Source organism: Bariatricus sp. TF06-38A (assembly GCF_027690675.1).
Lineage (GTDB): Bacteria > Bacillota > Clostridia > Lachnospirales > Lachnospiraceae > Allocoprococcus > Allocoprococcus comes.
The window spans coordinates 1-16,908 of record NZ_JAQFCE010000041.1 but is presented as its reverse complement, the minus strand read 5'-3'; the positions used below and the strand labels follow the sequence as shown (position 1 = coordinate 16,908).

Annotated in this window: 20 protein-coding genes and 3 tRNA genes; 17 read left to right on the top strand and 6 right to left on the bottom strand. The window is 37.3% G+C overall.

The window, feature by feature from the left end:
• Positions 1–332 precede the first annotated feature (332 nt).
• The 5 genes from PG418_RS18415 to PG418_RS18395 all read left to right on the top strand — a co-directional run bounded on the left by PG418_RS18415 (position 333) and on the right by PG418_RS18395 (position 3,558).
• Positions 333–704 (top strand): hypothetical protein, encoded by a 372-nt coding sequence (locus PG418_RS18415; RefSeq protein WP_498837840.1) that lies wholly within the window; start codon positions 333–335, stop codon positions 702–704.
• A 61-nt stretch (positions 705–765) separates the two neighbouring features.
• A complete protein-coding gene (locus tag PG418_RS18410) occupies positions 766–1,497 on the top strand; it encodes a hypothetical protein (RefSeq protein WP_498837839.1) in 732 nt (243 codons plus the stop codon).
• Positions 1,497–1,775, top strand: a complete 279-nt coding sequence (locus PG418_RS18405; protein ID WP_498837838.1) for a hypothetical protein — start codon at positions 1,497–1,499, stop codon at positions 1,773–1,775. The genes PG418_RS18410 and PG418_RS18405 overlap by 1 nt, the downstream gene beginning before the upstream one ends.
• Positions 1,776–1,793: 18 nt before the next feature.
• Positions 1,794–1,982: a hypothetical protein gene (locus PG418_RS18400; protein WP_498837837.1), complete on the top strand. Its 189-nt coding sequence runs from the start codon at positions 1,794–1,796 to the stop codon at positions 1,980–1,982.
• Positions 1,983–2,325: 343 nt separating this feature from the next.
• Positions 2,326–3,558, top strand: a complete 1,233-nt coding sequence (locus PG418_RS18395; RefSeq protein ID WP_498837836.1) for a tyrosine-type recombinase/integrase — start codon at positions 2,326–2,328, stop codon at positions 3,556–3,558.
• A 69-nt stretch (positions 3,559–3,627) separates the two neighbouring features.
• Here the strand turns inward: PG418_RS18395 and PG418_RS18390 are convergent.
• A tRNA-Pro gene (locus PG418_RS18390) sits at positions 3,628–3,702 on the bottom strand.
• Positions 3,703–3,839: 137 nt separating this feature from the next.
• Between PG418_RS18390 and PG418_RS18385 the strand changes: the two genes are divergently transcribed.
• On the top strand, positions 3,840–4,784 hold the full coding sequence (locus PG418_RS18385) for an AEC family transporter (protein ID WP_498837835.1): 945 nt from the start codon (positions 3,840–3,842) through the stop codon (positions 4,782–4,784).
• 670 nt (positions 4,785–5,454) lie between these two features.
• Here PG418_RS18385 and asnB read toward each other — a convergent pair.
• The gene (asnB, locus tag PG418_RS18380) at positions 5,455–7,290 is read right to left on the bottom strand and encodes an asparagine synthase (glutamine-hydrolyzing) (protein WP_022221050.1); all 1,836 of its coding nucleotides are present in this window, start codon (positions 7,288–7,290) and stop codon (positions 5,455–5,457) included.
• Positions 7,291–7,524: 234 nt separating this feature from the next.
• Between asnB and PG418_RS18375 the strand changes: the two genes are divergently transcribed.
• The 5 genes from PG418_RS18375 (at position 7,525) to PG418_RS18355 (ending at position 10,652) form a co-directional block, all read left to right on the top strand.
• On the top strand, positions 7,525–8,187 hold the full coding sequence (locus tag PG418_RS18375) for a 4'-phosphopantetheinyl transferase family protein (protein ID WP_055155991.1): 663 nt from the start codon (positions 7,525–7,527) through the stop codon (positions 8,185–8,187).
• 74 nt (positions 8,188–8,261) lie between these two features.
• A complete protein-coding gene (locus tag PG418_RS18370; protein ID WP_008371088.1) occupies positions 8,262–9,017 on the top strand; it encodes a tRNA threonylcarbamoyladenosine dehydratase in 756 nt (251 codons plus the stop codon).
• Between the two features lie 394 nt (positions 9,018–9,411).
• Positions 9,412–10,326 carry a C39 family peptidase gene (locus PG418_RS18365; protein ID WP_181974581.1) on the top strand — a complete coding sequence of 305 codons (915 nt, stop codon included), beginning with the start codon at positions 9,412–9,414 and terminating at the stop codon, positions 10,324–10,326.
• A gap of 90 nt (positions 10,327–10,416) precedes the next feature.
• A tRNA-Tyr gene (locus PG418_RS18360) sits at positions 10,417–10,498 on the top strand.
• Between the two features lie 68 nt (positions 10,499–10,566).
• A tRNA-Leu gene (locus tag PG418_RS18355) sits at positions 10,567–10,652 on the top strand.
• Positions 10,653–10,735: 83 nt separating this feature from the next.
• Here PG418_RS18355 and PG418_RS18350 read toward each other — a convergent pair.
• From PG418_RS18350 to PG418_RS18340, 3 genes are all read right to left on the bottom strand, one after another.
• Positions 10,736–11,893 carry a tyrosine-type recombinase/integrase gene (locus PG418_RS18350; protein ID WP_243004832.1) on the bottom strand — a complete coding sequence of 386 codons (1,158 nt, stop codon included), beginning with the start codon at positions 11,891–11,893 and terminating at the stop codon, positions 10,736–10,738.
• A 91-nt stretch (positions 11,894–11,984) separates the two neighbouring features.
• Positions 11,985–12,818 carry a rolling circle replication-associated protein gene (locus PG418_RS18345; protein ID WP_173822866.1) on the bottom strand — a complete coding sequence of 278 codons (834 nt, stop codon included), beginning with the start codon at positions 12,816–12,818 and terminating at the stop codon, positions 11,985–11,987.
• A gap of 142 nt (positions 12,819–12,960) precedes the next feature.
• Positions 12,961–13,281, bottom strand: a complete 321-nt coding sequence (locus PG418_RS18340; protein ID WP_055195245.1) for a hypothetical protein — start codon at positions 13,279–13,281, stop codon at positions 12,961–12,963.
• 159 nt (positions 13,282–13,440) lie between these two features.
• Here PG418_RS18340 and PG418_RS18335 point away from each other — a divergent pair, with 159 nt between their 5' ends.
• Positions 13,441–13,857 (top strand): helix-turn-helix domain-containing protein, encoded by a 417-nt coding sequence (locus PG418_RS18335; RefSeq protein WP_005424130.1) that lies wholly within the window; start codon positions 13,441–13,443, stop codon positions 13,855–13,857.
• 158 nt (positions 13,858–14,015) lie between these two features.
• Here PG418_RS18335 and PG418_RS18330 read toward each other — a convergent pair whose 3' ends face one another.
• Complete coding sequence (locus tag PG418_RS18330; protein WP_040015282.1) at positions 14,016–14,333, bottom strand: hypothetical protein; 318 nt, start codon at positions 14,331–14,333, stop codon at positions 14,016–14,018.
• Between the two features lie 111 nt (positions 14,334–14,444).
• On the opposite strand from PG418_RS18330, the gene PG418_RS18325 reads away from it, so the two are divergent.
• From PG418_RS18325 to PG418_RS18305, 5 genes are all read left to right on the top strand, one after another.
• Positions 14,445–14,660, top strand: a complete 216-nt coding sequence (locus PG418_RS18325) for a helix-turn-helix domain-containing protein (RefSeq protein WP_004845965.1) — start codon at positions 14,445–14,447, stop codon at positions 14,658–14,660.
• Between the two features lie 128 nt (positions 14,661–14,788).
• Entirely contained in the window at positions 14,789–15,124 is a 336-nt protein-coding gene (locus tag PG418_RS18320) for a DUF3784 domain-containing protein (protein WP_117455468.1), read from the top strand.
• 53 nt (positions 15,125–15,177) lie between these two features.
• Positions 15,178–15,924, top strand: a complete 747-nt coding sequence (locus PG418_RS18315; RefSeq protein WP_117455466.1) for an alpha/beta hydrolase — start codon at positions 15,178–15,180, stop codon at positions 15,922–15,924.
• Positions 15,925–16,078: 154 nt separating this feature from the next.
• Positions 16,079–16,396 carry a hypothetical protein gene (locus tag PG418_RS18310; RefSeq protein ID WP_005611085.1) on the top strand — a complete coding sequence of 106 codons (318 nt, stop codon included), beginning with the start codon at positions 16,079–16,081 and terminating at the stop codon, positions 16,394–16,396.
• A gap of 50 nt (positions 16,397–16,446) precedes the next feature.
• A complete protein-coding gene (locus PG418_RS18305) occupies positions 16,447–16,779 on the top strand; it encodes a DUF3784 domain-containing protein (protein WP_117455464.1) in 333 nt (110 codons plus the stop codon).
• The last annotated feature ends 129 nt before the right edge of the window (positions 16,780–16,908 follow it).

The window sequence follows — 16,908 nt, the reverse complement described above, 5'->3', positions numbered from 1 at the left end:
TGGGGAAAACCTCATTTTAACTTGTACTAAATCTTGACATAGGACCAATTATGAGCTTTTTAAACGTGCGTGTAAAATGTACTATCCAAAACTAAACAGTGCGCAGAAAGCATGGGCGAGGGTTCAAAAATCTGGTGAAATACAAATAAATACAGGTATAATTGATGAATTTGTTTCAATTAGTAAACAGATAATATACGAATAAAAATGGATATTCGCGTCCGTTTTGGTACATAGGTAACAATCGAGAAACGTTGAAAATGCGTATGTTCTCATAAAATTCAATCAAGCTAAAGAAAGGACATATACATATAAAGGTGGGTGACAAAACAATGAAACAAAAACAACGTGGTAGACCTCCAATGTGCAGAGGAACAAAACAACGAAAAAAGGATTTTGATTATAAATTGAAATGTTATTCAACACAGGCACTCGACAACGTGATTCATTTGGCAGAATCCGCTTTCAGTGCAGAAACAAAGCTAAAAGCAAACATATTTCTAATTGAAAAAGCAGTAGGAAAGAATTATTCAGCATTGGAGCAATACAAAGGAGATGCACAGGAGAACGAACTAAATATAAATTTACAAATTATAGAACCAAAACATAACATAAATACAGAACAGATTGAAAAAGAAATCAAAGAAACTGAAGCCAATTTAGAGGATGATGAAAGTTGGGGCGATAATTTATACACTCCATAACAAAAGTCTTTTAAACGGGTAAATACGAGCTTACAGAAGTATATAAAGGAGGTACATAAACATGACAATGTATACATCAGATGCAGAGCGCATTTATTATGAAAGAAATCCAAAAGCAAAGAAACACCGTGAAAATATGGAAGATAGAAACTATAGGCTAGTACAGCTTTATAATAAAGTATTTAATGCAATAGGGAACATGAAATCGAATAAAGACTATATTCCCGTTAAAAATCTGTTAAATGCTTTTTCACATGAATGTGGAGCAGATTCTATGTCTGTATATAGGTTGTATAAGGAACTAGAAGCCAAAATACAGGAACTACTTACAGAAAACGATACAAACTTACTGAAAAAGCAAAAAGAAATTGAGGACGTAAAGAACATAACAATCACAGAACCGTTGGAAAAGCTTCAACAGCTTGAATTAGAATCAAATCAGATTCTTTACAGTTATATGTCACAACTTCATACAAATGGGATGCAAGAAAATACAGACCGTAGACGGATAGGGGCGTGGGCGAAAACTCCAACACGTGCAGAAGCAATGGCGTTACAAAAATTGATGGCATTACCGCAGTATGCAAACTATTTCAAAGAAAACCAGAAAAAAGTTATTTTTGAAAATGCACAAAACCCAGACCTTATAAAACATAAAAAAATGGTTCAACCAGTCATTGAAAAAAAGCAAGCTGAGTTAGGTTTGTTATTCATGCAAGGATTCCAGTTAAGAAATATAGAAAAACACTTTTCATCGGATTTAAAGGCGTTACAAAAGGATGGTGATGAATAATGAAAAGAACCACAGCAGATGCCATCCAAAAGACAGCAAAACAAATTTCACAGGCAAGAAGGAAAGCAAGCTTACAAAAGCGCAAAGATTACATACAATCATTACCAGTTGCACCTCCGTTGATATGTCTTAGTGAATTAGCCGAAAAGACACAGCTACCATTTCAGATGCTTAGAACATTGATTGTAATTGAAGGAAAGATTCCGTACATAATGGTAGGTAAAAAGTATTTTGTCAACTACTCTCATTTCATCAAATACATGGATGAATTGGACTGACAGGAGGTGAAAAACAATATGATAGAACAGGACGCACTTGCAACGTACAAGCTCTTATATGATGCATACAAGGTATCACATGAAGAAAGCTATAATTTATTACATAGAGGTTTAAAAGAAGCTTTAAACACTCTTCCAGAGGATGCAGTTATATATATGCTGATGGAGGAAGTAAAGGAACATAGAAATTGTGTAAACAATTCATAGCAATAACAAAACACAGCATGATTTTACTCTTAAATATAGGGTGTACAAACATAATATATCGCATAGTAACATAGAATTGTGTGTGAAATGTGTATGATATATAAAACAAATAGTTATTTGTCGTATAGATAAAAGTGATAGCTATTATCTCTGAGGAAGAGAACACAAAACAAAAATAATATTGATTTAAAGCAAAAGTACAGAGAACAAAAGGTATGAGAAATAATAAAACTTATGCGTTTTTGTTCCCTGTTTTTAGTTAAAAGCAAAAAAATTGTTGATACAGAAAGTTAGGAGGTAACTAAGATGAATTGTATTTTTGAAATAAAAATGGAGCATATAAATGGAAAAACTTACCGAAAGGGATTTAAATTATGTAATAGATAATGGTATTATAGATGCAGCATATATACAAGAGTATATACAGAGAATGAAACGAGAGGAAATTTTAAAACAACATTCCAGAAAAATATCACAAGGAAAGGATGGAAAGTGGAGAACATACATAGATGATGATACGCACCCTAAAGGTTTTAGAATGATTAAAAGAACGACAAAAAAAGGGATAGAAGATGCGATTGTTGAGTATTACAAAGGTTGTCAGAATAAGGCTTTAACATTTAAAGATATGTATTTTAAATGGAGAGAAGTTCAAGATAAAATGGTATCTGGTAATACGGCGTATAAATATAATACAGATTACAATAGGTTTTTTAAGGACAAAGAATTTGAAAAACAATTACTGACAGAGATAACAGAAGATAAGATTAAGGTATTTTTTCATGGTTCTATTAAGGAGAATTGTTTAACAAAAGGAGCATTTAAAAAGCTATATGGGTATGTGGATAATACATTGAAAAAAGCATATCGAGAAAAATATATCACAGAGAATCCAATGATATATTTTGAATGTAAGCAATTTTATCGTTATTGTGAAGAGAAAGAAAAACCTATAGAAAAACAAGTATATTCCGAGGAAGAGGAACAAAAGATTATTGGTTTGTTACATTTGGAATATGAAAGAAAACCACAGTACATACCTAATTATGTTGTTGAATTAGCGTATTTAACAGGAATGAGGGTAGGAGAGTTAGTGGCTTTAAAATGGGAAGATTTTCATTTAGACGAGAAAGAGCCATATTTTGTTATAAGTAGGTCAGAAAAATATAATCGCATGACAAAAGAATATTTCATAGACAAAACAAAAAATCAGAAAGAAAGAGCATTTCCAGTTGATAATACAATAAAAGATTTTTACCATAAGATACATAAAGTTCAAATACAAAATGGTTTTATCTGTGAATGGATGTTTGCGAATGAAGAGGGAAGAATACATGCGCCCGTAGTATCATCATGTATAAAGAATAAATGTGGACAATTAGGAATACCCAAAAGGGGAATACATGCTTTTAGAAAAACTTTAAATTCACGATTGAGGTGTGAGGGAGTATCAGAAGTTATTATGTCTGCAATACTAGGACATTCAGTACAAGTCAATAGAACTTACTATACATTTGATACTTCTACAATGAAAGACAAAACAGATATAGTTGCTAAAATACATACGTGTGGGTAAAAAGGTAATAAAAGTAATAAAATCTACAAACTATATCAAAGCCGGAAACCCTTGTAAATAAAGGAAAAATCGGGGTAACAGGATTCGAACCTGCGACCTCACGGCCCCCAGCCGTGCGCTCTGACCAAGCTGAGCCATACCCCGAAGTGTTATTTCATTATAGTATAAATTGTTCTAAATCTCAATCATTCTTTTGATGTGAGAAAATGCTGTTGACAGGTTTCTGGAAAGAGTTCAAAATAACGATATGCAAATATAAATGAGTAGGATGAGGAACGATTATGGAAAATTTAATTTTCAGTTTGAATGCGACGATTCCGATATTTTTAATGATGTTACTCGGAATGTTATTCAGAAAACTGGGGTGGATGGATGAAGTCTTCGCGGCAAAGATGAACAAGTTTGTATTTTTGGTTCCGCTTCCGGTGTTGCTGTTTGAACAGCTGGCGACCGTGGATTTTTCGGAAGTATGGGATATTAAGTTTATTCTTTTTTGTTTTGTGGTGACGGCGATCAGTATTACGATATCAACTGTGATTTCACTGCTGTGGAAAGACCGGAGCATTAAAGGCGAATTTATACAGGCGACTTACCGGAGCAGTGCGGCGCTTCTTGGAATTGCTTTTATCCAGAATATTTACGGAACTGTGGGAATGGCACCTCTGATGATCATAGGAAGTGTGCCTCTTTATAATGTTATGGCGGTTGTGGTACTTTCATTCTTCAAACCGGGGAATAATTCTTTTGATAAGGTGTTGGTAAAGAAAACGCTGAAGGGGATTGTGACGAATCCGATCATTATTGGAATTGTGGCGGGATTTGTCTGGTCTGCGCTTAAGCTTCCGATGCCATTGATTTTACATAAGACGGTATCAAGTATCGGTGCGACAGCGACGCCGATGGGACTGATGTCGATGGGTGCAACATTTGAGATGAAAAGGGCAACATCGAAGATGAAGCCTACACTTGTTGCTGTGTTTATGAAATTAATTGGATTTTGTGCGATATTTCTGCCGGTGGCAGCGATGCTTGGATTTAGAAATGAGCAATTGATTGCGATTCTGGTAATGCTTGGATCCGCTACGACGGTCAGCAGTTTTGTTATGGCAAGGAGTATGGGGCATGAGGGAACACTTAGTTCCGGAGTGATTATGATGACGACGTTGTTGAGTGCGTTTACGCTTACGATGTGGCTGGATGTGTTGAGGTCATTTGGGTTGGTGTAGAGTGGAAAAATTTTGACATATTTATGATTGAGTGATAGTATGAATATAGAAAAAGGGTGATACCGATAGACGGTTAGCCCGCTTAACTATTTAGAATATCAAAGATAGTCGCCTAGTTTGCAGACAGGGGCGGCTATTTTTGTGACTTATTATAATCTTTGCCGAATGTGTATCCGGCACAAAAGCAGCTGATGCCAAAGCTTGCAACTGCAATGAAATCCAAAATACTCATTAGCTTAGCCCTCCTTTCCAGTGGATTCCGTTTCAGGTTTCTATGTAATCAGAGGGGGAAGTCCACAGTCCCTCTGGTGAAGGACTAACCGCCTACCGTTATGGTAGCACCCGTGAGTTGAGTATAGCAGTATGTGGGGGAGGTTGCAATTGTGTAAAAGGGAGATTTTGGCGCGGAGGGGCGCGAAGGCGCTGGCGCTGTTCGCTTGGGAGGATGGTGCCAGGGGCGGGGAAGGCGCTGGCGCTGTTCCCCTTGGAGATTGGTGTGTTTTAGATAAGAAAGTTTGTTGGTCGAATGATTTAGGGGAGGAGCAGTGCACCACAGCTCGTGAACCTGGCGGTTCATTCGCTGTGCGAGCTATCGCTCTATCAAAATAAAAAAATAGCCAAATTTTCATGCGAGCATGAAATTTGGCTATTCCTTTATTTTGGCACTGCTCTATCTGAGGACAAAGTACTGTTCATACCACAGTAAGAATGAATATACGGTATAAATCTTTCTATGATAATTTCCGACTTTATTCTTATGATCTTCCAGCCATTTCAGCAGTAATTCCTGATTGAAGAATTCGGATACGAAGTCTTTCTGGAACATTTCTTTTACTTTATTATAGTATTTATCTTCTCGGAGCCATACTCTGAATGGTACGAGGAATCCGAGTTTTTTACGTTTTGCCCAGTCCATTGGGATGTGGGAGAGGGCGGAGGTACGGAAGGCTTTTTTGGTTTCCATGCCGTCTACGCAGTATTTGCTGTCAATGCTGCGGGCGAGTTCCCAGACTTTTTTATCGAGGTATGGTACACGCAGTTCGAGGGAGTGTGCCATTGTCATCTTATCTGCTTTGAGTAGGATGTCGTGTGGCAGCCACAGATGCATATCGAGGAAGAGCTTTTTATGAAGGTCGTCCTGATCTTTTACCTGGTCGAAGTACGGTTTGGTTACGTCCTGGTAGCGCATCTTGCTCTTATATGCAGGAGAGAGTACTTCATCTGCTTCTTCGTTATCCATGATGAATGCCTGGCCGATGTAGGAATCTTCTACGGAAGTTGCATTTCTCTTGAGGAAGTTAAGTCCTCTCTTGTCTGGCTGGTGTTTTGCCCAGTCTCCGAGTTTTTTACGGATAGATGCCGGTACGATCTTGCGGTACATATCACCGGATTTGCTTGGGATATATGTCTCGTATCCACCGAACATCTCGTCTGCGCCTTCTCCACTTAAGACTACTTTTACATCTTTGGCTGCGAGCTGTGACAGATAGTACAGCGGTACAGCGGAAAGGTTGGCATGTGGTTCATCGGAATGATACTGAACCTCCGGCAGAGCATCGAAAAATTCGTCAGAAGAGATTTCTTTCTTTGCATTGCTCATATGAAGGATATCGCACAGATCCTTGGAGAAGGTTGTCTCATCGAATCCGCCGACTTCAAATCCTACGGAATAGGTCTTCATCGGTTTTACAGTAGATGCGATGTAGCTTGAATCAACACCACCTGAAAGGAAAGATCCTACTTCTACATCAGCAATCTGATGGTAATCAACAGAATCCTGAATTGTCTCACCGATGAGTTTTACTGTCTCGTCAAAGCTGCGGTCTTTCTTTGCATAAGTCGGATCGAAGTATTTTGTTTTCTTAAGTTCTTTTCCATCATAAGTGAAGTATGTTCCCGGTTCTAGTTTGAATACACCTTTGAACATGGTTTCAAGAAGTGGGGTGTACTGGAAAATCAGGTACATCTTGAGGGCATCTTTGTTGACCTCTTTATGGAAATGTGGGTGAGCCAGGAAGGACTTGATCTCAGAACCAAATAAAAGGCTTCCATTCATCTGTGCATAGTAGAATGGTTTGATTCCGAAGTAGTCTCTTGCCCCGAATAAGTTGTGAGTTTCTTTATCGTAAATTACAAATGCGAACATTCCGCGGAGCATAGAAGCAATTTTTTCGCCATAGGTTTTGTATCCCTGAAGAATAACTTCTGTATCGGAGTTTGTCTGGAACTGACATCCGTGTTTCTCAATCAGTTCTTTACGGATTTCCTGATAGTTGTAAATCTCTCCGTTGAAAATAATGACATGTTTGCCATCTGCACTGTGAATCGGCTGAGATCCGCCTTCAAGGTCGATGATACTTAGACGGCGGAAGCCAAGGGCTACATAGTCATCAACAAAGCTTCCCTTGCTGTCAGGTCCGCGGTGGGCAATGCGTTCACCCATCTGGTCGATGACTTCTTCTCTATTAAAATCGCCGGCGCCATAATAGCCTGCAAATCCACACATAAATTGCACATCCTTTCTGAATTGATACATATTAAAAATATTATAGTAACTTAATTTTGCCTGTAGATTTATTTATTATACCATAGTCTATATAAGATTAACAAGGGATAAAAACCGGAAAGGAATATCCAATAAAATAAGTAGGATATTCCTTGCATATTTTTTACAGGTGTTATATAGTGAAAAATGCGGATAAATGCGTAAAAGCCGGCAAAGAAAAGGGGAATCCGGGAAATGGAAAAGGTAAAAACTTTCCTGGCAGATATATCTGATCTGCTTAATGAGAAAAATTATCAAAAAATTTATGAAAAAGTTCCGGCGTTCAGACAGGAAAAAGCAGACCGGCTGAAGCACAGGGAGGATCAGGCTCAAAGCGTGGGTGCATGGTATCTTTGGATGAAGATACAGGAGAGACACAAGATACCGCAAGATGCAGGGCAGTCCTTTAATTTATCACATTCTGGGAAATATGTTCTGTGCAGCGCAGGCGTATCCGGAGAGAGGGTAGGCTGCGACATCGAATGCATGCGGAAATATCATGAAAGGCTGGCAGAAAAATATTTTTGTTCTTCTGAATATGAGAGAATCCGGAATGCAGATGAAGCAGAGCGGACGGAAATGTTTTACCGCTACTGGGTTTTAAAAGAAAGCTTTTTAAAAGCGACGCGCAAAGGTCTTGTGATGGGATTGAATACCAGCGAGATCCAGATTCCGAAGCAGGGAGATCCGTTTTTTTTAAGGCAGCCGGAAGAGATCCGGGAAGCTTATTATTTAAAAGAATATCAGACAGATGGAGCAAGGATTGCGGTGTGCTCAACGAATCCGAATTTTGACGAAAATATTTTGGATATGACAGATATTTACAAAAGAGAAATGATTGTGGAACTTAAAGATTGAAAATAAGCCAATGAAACAAGAAGTGGATTGGTTAAGAGTTTACAGGTATTTTATGAGAGAAGAAGGAGAAGAAGATGCTTACACAATTTTCGAGAACAGAACTGCTTCTTGGCAAAGAGGCGATGGATAAACTGAAGAATTCAAGAGTTGCCGTATTTGGAATCGGCGGAGTCGGCGGTTATGTATGTGAGGCACTGGTACGAAGCGGAATCGGGGCATTTGACCTGATCGATGATGACAAGGTATGTCTGACCAATTTAAACCGTCAGATCATTGCAACTAGAAAGACGGTAGGGAAATACAAAGTAGATGTTATGAAGGAGAGAATGCTGGAAATCAATCCGGACGTGAATGTGCGGATCCACAAATGCTTCTTCCTTCCGGAAAATGCAGATGAATTTCCGTTTGATGAGTATGATTATGTAGTTGATGCAGTTGATACGGTGACTGCAAAGATTGAGCTTGTCATGAAATCGCAGGCAATGAATGTGCCGATCATCAGCAGTATGGGAGCCGGAAACAAGCTGGATGCAAGTGCATTTAAAGTGGCGGATATCTATAAGACACAGATGTGTCCGCTTGCAAAAGTTATGCGCCGGGAGTTAAAGAAGCGTCATGTTAAGAAGTTGAAAGTTGTTTATTCAGAAGAGAAACCGACCAGACCAATCGAGGACATGGCAATCAGCTGCAGAAACCATTGTATCTGTCCGCCAGGAGCAGAGCATAAATGTACGGAGAGAAGAGATATTCCGGGAAGTGTGGCATTTGTGCCATCTGTAGTCGGACTGATTATCGCAGGGGAAGTAGTGAAGGACCTTTGTGCAAAATAAAAATAAAATCGCGGGCGCCCCTGCGGGGCGCATATCAAAACCAGGCATTTGCTGTCAGAACTTGCAGCAAATGCCTGGCTTTTTTGTTTCATTTTTTTTCACAGATTTTCCGGAAAATCTTATACGATCTGTATCGGAGATCAGGAAACAGAGGTAACTCTGGAGAGTAATTATACAGAGCTTTAAACTTAAAAAAATCTAAACTTGTCGGAAAAGACTGTTTTCTCATGAAGAAATATGTTAAAGTAAGGCTGAAATATGCGTAAAAAGGAACAAACATTAACGAGATGTCGTTTAAGGAAGGAAGAACCATAGACATATGATGAGAGAAGACAGGAAAAGAGCGGAGCAGCACCAGAAAAAAATAGCGAGGCGCAAGCGGGAAGTACAAAGGATGAAAAGAAAGCTATATAAAGCAGGCATTCTTGCAGTAGCAGGAATTATCGTGTTGGCTGTGATCCTGATGCTTTGTGGAAGTGGAAATGCAAAGAAATCTGCAAAAAAGACATCCTCTGCCAAAACAAAGACAGAGACAGAAACAAAGACACCAGAAGAGATAGAAGCTGAGAAAGTCCAGGAGGTGCTGGATTCTGACCAGTATAAAGACCAGCTGGGCGAATTATATAAGAAAAACCCGGAGACGAAGGAAATCATTCTGAACAGAGAAAAGTATTCCGATGATCTGCTGACATGGCTGTTTGATCATCAGGAAGCACTGCAGTGGGTGATTGATTATCCGGAACAGTCAGCACGATCAGAGGAAGAACTCAGTGCGCAGGGACTTCAGGCGGTAGATTTGAAAGATTACAGAATCCAGAACCATATTCCGGTATATTTCCAGTGGAGCGAAGTATGGGGATATGCATCTTATGGTTCCGAGAATATCGGAATGGGTGGATGCGGACCGACCAGCCTTTCCATGGTGGCGACAGGACTTACAGGCAATACTTCATTTACACCGAAGTATGTGGCAGATATGAGTGTCAATATGGGATATTATGTAGATGGAGTCGGAACAGACTGGACGCTTATGACTGCAGGAGCTTCAGAACTTGGAATAAACTCTGCACAGCTTACAAACTGGTCAGAAGACACTCTCAAATCCGAACTTTCGGCAGGACATCCGATCATCTGCAGTATGGGACCGGGTGATTTTACAAACCAGGGACATTTTATTGTCCTTTCCGGGCTGACAGAGGAGGGCAAGGTACTGATCAATGATCCGAACAGTAAGATCAACAGCCGTAAGAAATGGGATCTGAATACAATTATAAATCAGATGAATGCAGCGTGGTCATTCTGGGTATAAAAATTTGGAAAAAGTGCAGGAGAATTGGACAAATTCCCTTGCGCTTTTCTTTTATTTATGATATAAATAGATATTGTCGAGAGACAAAATGGGTGGATTCCCGAGTGGCCAAAGGGGACAGACTGTAAATCTGCTGCAATTTGCTTCGGTGGTTCGAATCCACCTCCGCCCATTGATGCGAGGTTGAAAAGACAGTGCAGAGCGCGTATGCTTTTCGCAAAAACCGTATGAGCATCTCTTGCCGCAGTGGCGGAACTGGCAGACGCCCGGGACTTAAAATCCCGTGGGTAGTGATACCCGTACCGGTTCGATTCCGGTCTGCGGCATTAGTAAAAAGTAGGAGAAACGTTGAATTTACAGCGTTTCTCTTATTTTTTTGCTTCAAAAAGTTTGAACACCTTTGAACACTTTATGATGAAATACCAAGATTCTGAAAAGCAAGCCTGTCATTCTTCCTCTTATTGACATTCCGCAAGTAATGCAATGTTGTAGCTGTCTCACTATGCCCCATTAAATAACTAAGGGTTGTAAGATTATTTCCGTCAAAAGCTGTTGAAGCATTGTAAAAGCGGATTTTATGACTGGAATGATAAGGAACACCGGCTTCTTTGCAATATTTCTTCAAACGGCGATTAAAGCTGTCTGTTGTCATAATCTCGCCGTTGGGTTCAAAGACATATATTCCATTTGGATTTAATTCCTTTGCTTTGTGAAGAATTTTAAGTGCTTCGTCTGTAAGGAACTGTTTACGGAATCCATGAGAAGTATTTCCTTTCATTTGATTTACTACTTTTACTTTTCGGCTTGAGAATGTTAAATCATCATTCAATGTACGTTCACAGGTCGCCTGTCTGTGAAGATATACAAGCCTGTTATTGTAGTCAATATCTTCCCAACGGATAGCTTTTGTTTCTCCAACACGGATAAACAGATAGAAAGATAACTGTATTGCAAGAGAATATGGCTCTATGATACACCGAAGATAATTTAATAACTTATGCGTATCATCACGAGAAAATACATTGTCACTTTGTACTTCTACTGGCTTATAGGTAAACTGTTTGAAATTCACATCAGAGACAGGATTATGTGATATAATTTCTTCTTCGATCGCATAACTCATTACTCCATTCAAAACAGAACGGGCATTACTGACTCGCTTGTGCGTGAACTGTCGGTCTTTTGTAGCTTCTCTGAAAAAGCGGATAAGCGTGATTGGTTTGATTTCGCCTATCTTCATTTTAACAAGTTCTGTATCTTTGAAAAATCTATTCCATTCAGATACATACTCTTGAATTGTTTTTGCTTTTACGGAAGTATAATCTCTTTTATACAAAAGCCATTCAACATATAATTCTTCCAGTGTGACATTCTGACGGTTTTCAGCTTTCTGCTTTTCGAGATAAAATCTGATGATTTCTTTTTCAAGGTTCTCTTTACTCTTCCTCTTAACAGGACGGCGTTTGTTAGGTTTGGTTTCATCGGGTAAATAAGTACGCCAGCTTTTTTCTGATTCCGAGTAATAAATTTCATATTTGTGATTCTTCAAGATTTTTTTATTTGCCATAATTTTAAAATCTTTGAAGACTTCATCTGTGCTCATGTTAGCACAGGTGGCTAACGTATTCAATAATGTTATATCTGAAAACGTAACGGGATTATCCATAAGATTCCCCCTTTACGCAAGGATTTTCTTTTTTAATTTTGATGTAGATAACACTGCTGTCCTTTAAGCATGAACCAGTAGATAAGAAAGCGTTGGTATCGTAAATTTGCCTTGTGTATTCTTTCTGAAAGACGATATTTTCTTTTTGTAAGTCATGTAAAATGTCTTCGGTCAGCATGACTTTTGTTTCGTGTGGAACTTTCAGATTTTGAGATTTAAAAAAGGCTTTTTTCTTATGTTCTTTCAAATCAAGGTCTTTTCCAAAATACTTGCTAAGATAACGACCTCTGTTTTCTTTGCTGTCTACATCAATGCGATTGATTTTAATAAATCCATGTGACCATAAATTCTGTAATTTTTCTTTTGCTATATACGGAAAATCAAAGAAAATAACATGATAATGGATTGCTCCACGCTTCTGTTTCTCCCACGTTGCAAGGTATTTTAATAACTGGGTTTTGGTATGATACAAATAATAATTTAATCGCTGGATAAAATACTTAAATTCTCTGTTGGTTATCAGGATTTCCTGAATGTTTTCTTTAAATGTCAGTGTTACAAATTTTGTTCTGTTATCAAAGTTGCAGTCAACAATACGGGCAATATCCCAACGAGCCTGTTCGTAATGCTTCTGCTTGCGTTTTAAACTGTCATATTGCTTATGAGCTGACATTTCATCAAATTTTTTTCGGTTACTTATGTCTGTTAAATCTGCCTTTTCTTTCGAGTGAATAAAAATAGGGTTTTCGTAAATATATACTTCTTTTGTAGTAGGAGTTTCAATGATTTTCGTATTGTATGCAAAACACTCTTTTGTTTTGCTCACGAATATCACCTCATATCCCAATTTTTGTAATGAATGTTCCGATTGTTTTCGGAAGATGTTGTTTTATATATCAAGTATAGAGGTCAGCCAGTTCAGCACCTATGACGTTGTCCGGCACTGACTGGCTGACATAGTAGGGAAATTATTTCATTTCCACTTTTCTGATATTGGAAGCTTCTGCTTTGACAGAAAGACGTCCATTATAGAGACTAGCCCAAGTATGTAAGCCATCAAATGAGACTGGAATCTGCCCTTTTTGTTCAAGTTCCTCGTTGGTAACAATCGCTGTGTTGGCTTTAATGCCTACTTTGACTTTCTCAAACTTTAATTTTGGAAGAAGAACTGTATAGTAGAATCCTAATTTTTCTTTTGTAGAAAAGTCTATCCAGTCGGAAACTTCTACTAACTGAAATTCCTCTTGCAGTTTGTCTGGATTTAAAATAAAGTCATTTCCTCTAATCATCGTTTCACCTCCTTACAGATATCTGATTATCAGATATTAAGATAATCTTATGATAAAACAAGCGTTGCAGAATGTCAATAGAAAATATCTGAATATCCGATAAAAAGATTGACAGAGAAAATTTGATGAAATATAATGTGCTTATAAAGGAGGTTCGCTATGAATAAAATAAAAGAATTGCGGAAAGAAAAGAATATAACCGTTGCGGAACTTGCAAAAGAATTAGGCATTTCACAAAGTATGCTTACGAACTATGAAAATGGAAACGGAACGCCGAGAGATGAATCTATATGGGAAAAATTATCACAGATATTCGGCGTGAGTAAAAGCCACGTTATGGGATTAACTACGGATATTGAAACAGCAAATAAGACAAAACAGTTGAAAGTGGTTGTGGATACATCTCAGCCGATCTCAATACAACCGAAGAATCAGACAGACCTTGATGTATTGATAAAACTGGATTTGATAGACAGTGAAGACATGGAAGAAGTGTCAGAATTTCTTGATAAACTGTTGGCACAGGAGAAATATGAGGGACGGAGAGAATCAAACGTTAAATATGTCGTTGAGTAGAAAATGCTTTTCAGCCGTCCACTTGCCCAGTCGACCCGCCGCCCTGTTAGGAACCGTCGCACTGGGCATCCTTGCGGAACGTTAGTTTGCGAAAATACGAACAAAAGAATATAAGGAGAGGGAATAGCCGATACTACTTCAAAAGCAGTAATAGAGTGCTATTCTTTTTTATTATATTCAATGGTTGTAGTTCGGAATGGTTTGCTATTATTGTGCAAGTAATAAGTTGGATAATAGAGCTTGATTTCCAAGGTGGTAGGCGTACCATTGATTTTGTTATGTTCATTTTCAATGTCTTTGATTAATCCATCAATTTCCCAACATTTGTAAACAATTACAGTCAATTCAGTATCTCTGGTATCTGCACTGCTAAAGGATATGCTGTTAGTAATATGATAGTCCGGCAGTCTGAGATAATTATAGAGAACGGTCAGTAAACAGAGCATTGTGATTGTTGCTATGATTTTCTTTTTCATGTACATACCTCTTTTGTGTTATTAACAAGGGACTGACTATATAGTACCTCACTATATAGTGAATTACTACATAAAGATTTAATAAATATACTTTATGTAGAGGTGCGGAACATGAATTATGGACATTTAGAATTAAGAATAGAAGAACTGTTACAAGAAAAAGGTATCAGTAAGAATATGATTTGTAAGGAACTCGATATCCCAAGGTCAAATTTCAATAGATATTGCAGAAATGAATTTCAAAGACTGGATGCAAATTTAATCTGTAAACTATGCAACTATTTTGAATGTGAAATTGGTGAGTTAATTCGATATGTAAAAGAATAAAGTGATAAATGGGTATGCGGAAATAAAAAATATTCGCATACCTTTTTAATTGAATATTTTATAAAATGGAATTATACTGTGAATAACATGAAACAGACAAATCAAAGTTTGAAGCGGAGGTATGTATTATGAATATAGGATTTTGGTCGTGTATAATTTTGGTAATACCATTTCTGATTATAGGTGTTTTATTTGCGATTTTTAAGGCAAAAGCAGCAAAATTTGTTTCAGGATTTAATTCATTTTCTAAAGAAGAACAGGCATTGTATGATAAAGCTCATATCTCTCGTGATATAAGAAATCAGTGCTTTATGTGGGCTATTATAATGTTGGCAGGAGCATTATTATCCTGCTTTTTAACCCCATATATAGCTATACCAACCTATATTATTTGGTTAGTTCTGTTTTTTAGAGAAGTCCACTTTGATAATCATAAAGCGTTTGAAAAATATTTATTAAAGTAAATTCAAGTTTGGAGAATTGAGAAAATCGGAAGTTTACAGTGAGGTGAAAGAGGTTGAATTATGTAGAATATGGAAAAGAAAACAGCGATGTAATTATCCTCTTACACGGAGGCGGTTTATCATGGTGGAATTACAAAGAGGTTGCTGAAAGACTTCAAACAGATTATCATGTGGTTTTGCCTATATTAGATGGTCATGCAGGATGTGATAAGCAGTTTACAACGATAGAGAATAATGCTTTGGATATTATAGAATTTGTAAATAGCAAATTGGGCGGTTCTGTTTTAATGATGGGAGGACTATCGCTTGGAGGGCAGATTTTGCTTGAAATTTTATCTCAACGCAAAGATATATGTAAGTATGCAATAGTGGAAAGTGTACTTGTGATACCTTCAAAATTTACATATTCTATGATTAAACCGGCGTTTGGAAGTTGCTATGGCTTAATAAAGTATAAGTGGTTTTCAAAATTGCAATTCAAATCACTACGAATAAAGTCGAATTTGTTTGATGAATATTACAAAGATACTTGTGCTATTAGAAAGAGTGATATGATTGCCTTTTTACAGGAAAACTCAGTATATTCACTAAAAGATGGCATTGGAGAGTGTGAAGCAACCGTTCAAATTTATGTTGGAGAAAAAGAAAAGCAATCAATGAAAAAATCCGCTAAAATCATTCATGAAAAATTGCAGGATAGTTTTATACAAGTTCTTCCTAATATGTATCATGGAGAGTTTTCAATAAACCACGCAAATGATTATGTGAGAAAACTATTAGAAATAGTAAAGCGAAGGTAACTTTCAGTCTTCAGCAGAGACTGAAAGCAATAGAAGATTTGAATTGACCGAGCTCTTTGAGCGAGGGATACTTCTTGTCCGAAGGGAAAGAAGGTGGAACTGAGAAGAATTAAAACAATTTGAAGTTGTGAACTTAGAATTAGAGGTGTTGAAAATGAAAATAATAATTATATTTATTGATTTACTGATGGCAACTGTTCTCTTTTTTGTTGGAAGATTTTTTATCAAATCAAGGAATACAGAAAGAAGTGTGCTGTTTTTATCAGGAGATTATACTGGATTAAACACAGAGAAAATATGCAGAGTTACTGGAAAACGGATTAAGACATGGGCAATGCTCTTTTGTCTTGGCGGTATAATTGATTTTATCAAGCTGGGCGCAGGAATAATAATAGTTTCCGTTTTTTTTATTATCTTACTTGTATTTCATTTGGTTGATATGACTATAAATCGAGACAAGTACCGGGTATAAATTCAAGTTTATCGAATTAAGAAAAACGGAATTTAAGGAGGTGCTTATAAATGAAATTAGTAGATTTAGCAACAGGTTCTGATTGGATAGTGTGGATTGTCTTTGTGATATTTGCTGTATTTTCTATTATTTTACTTTCTGGACACGGGAGTTGGTTTATTTCCGGATATAATACGGCTTCAAAAGAAGAAAAGGAAAAATATGATGAAAAGAAGTTATGCAGAACAATGGGAATTGGAATGTCTATTATAGCAATTCTTGCATTGACAATGGGCTTGCTTGAAAATATTTTGCCTGCATTTTTTGTATATATTGCATTGGGGATTATTTTGGTTGATGTCGTAGTAATTATCATTTTAGAAAATACACTATGCAGAAAGTAACAACTTTTTAGTTTGTATGCGACAAACGTTTGAACACTTTTTGAACACCGCAACCGTGATGAAGTCTTCAAAGCCCCTTTCTATCAGTATTTGAGATTAAGTAAAACGGTTCGATTCCGGTCTGCGGCA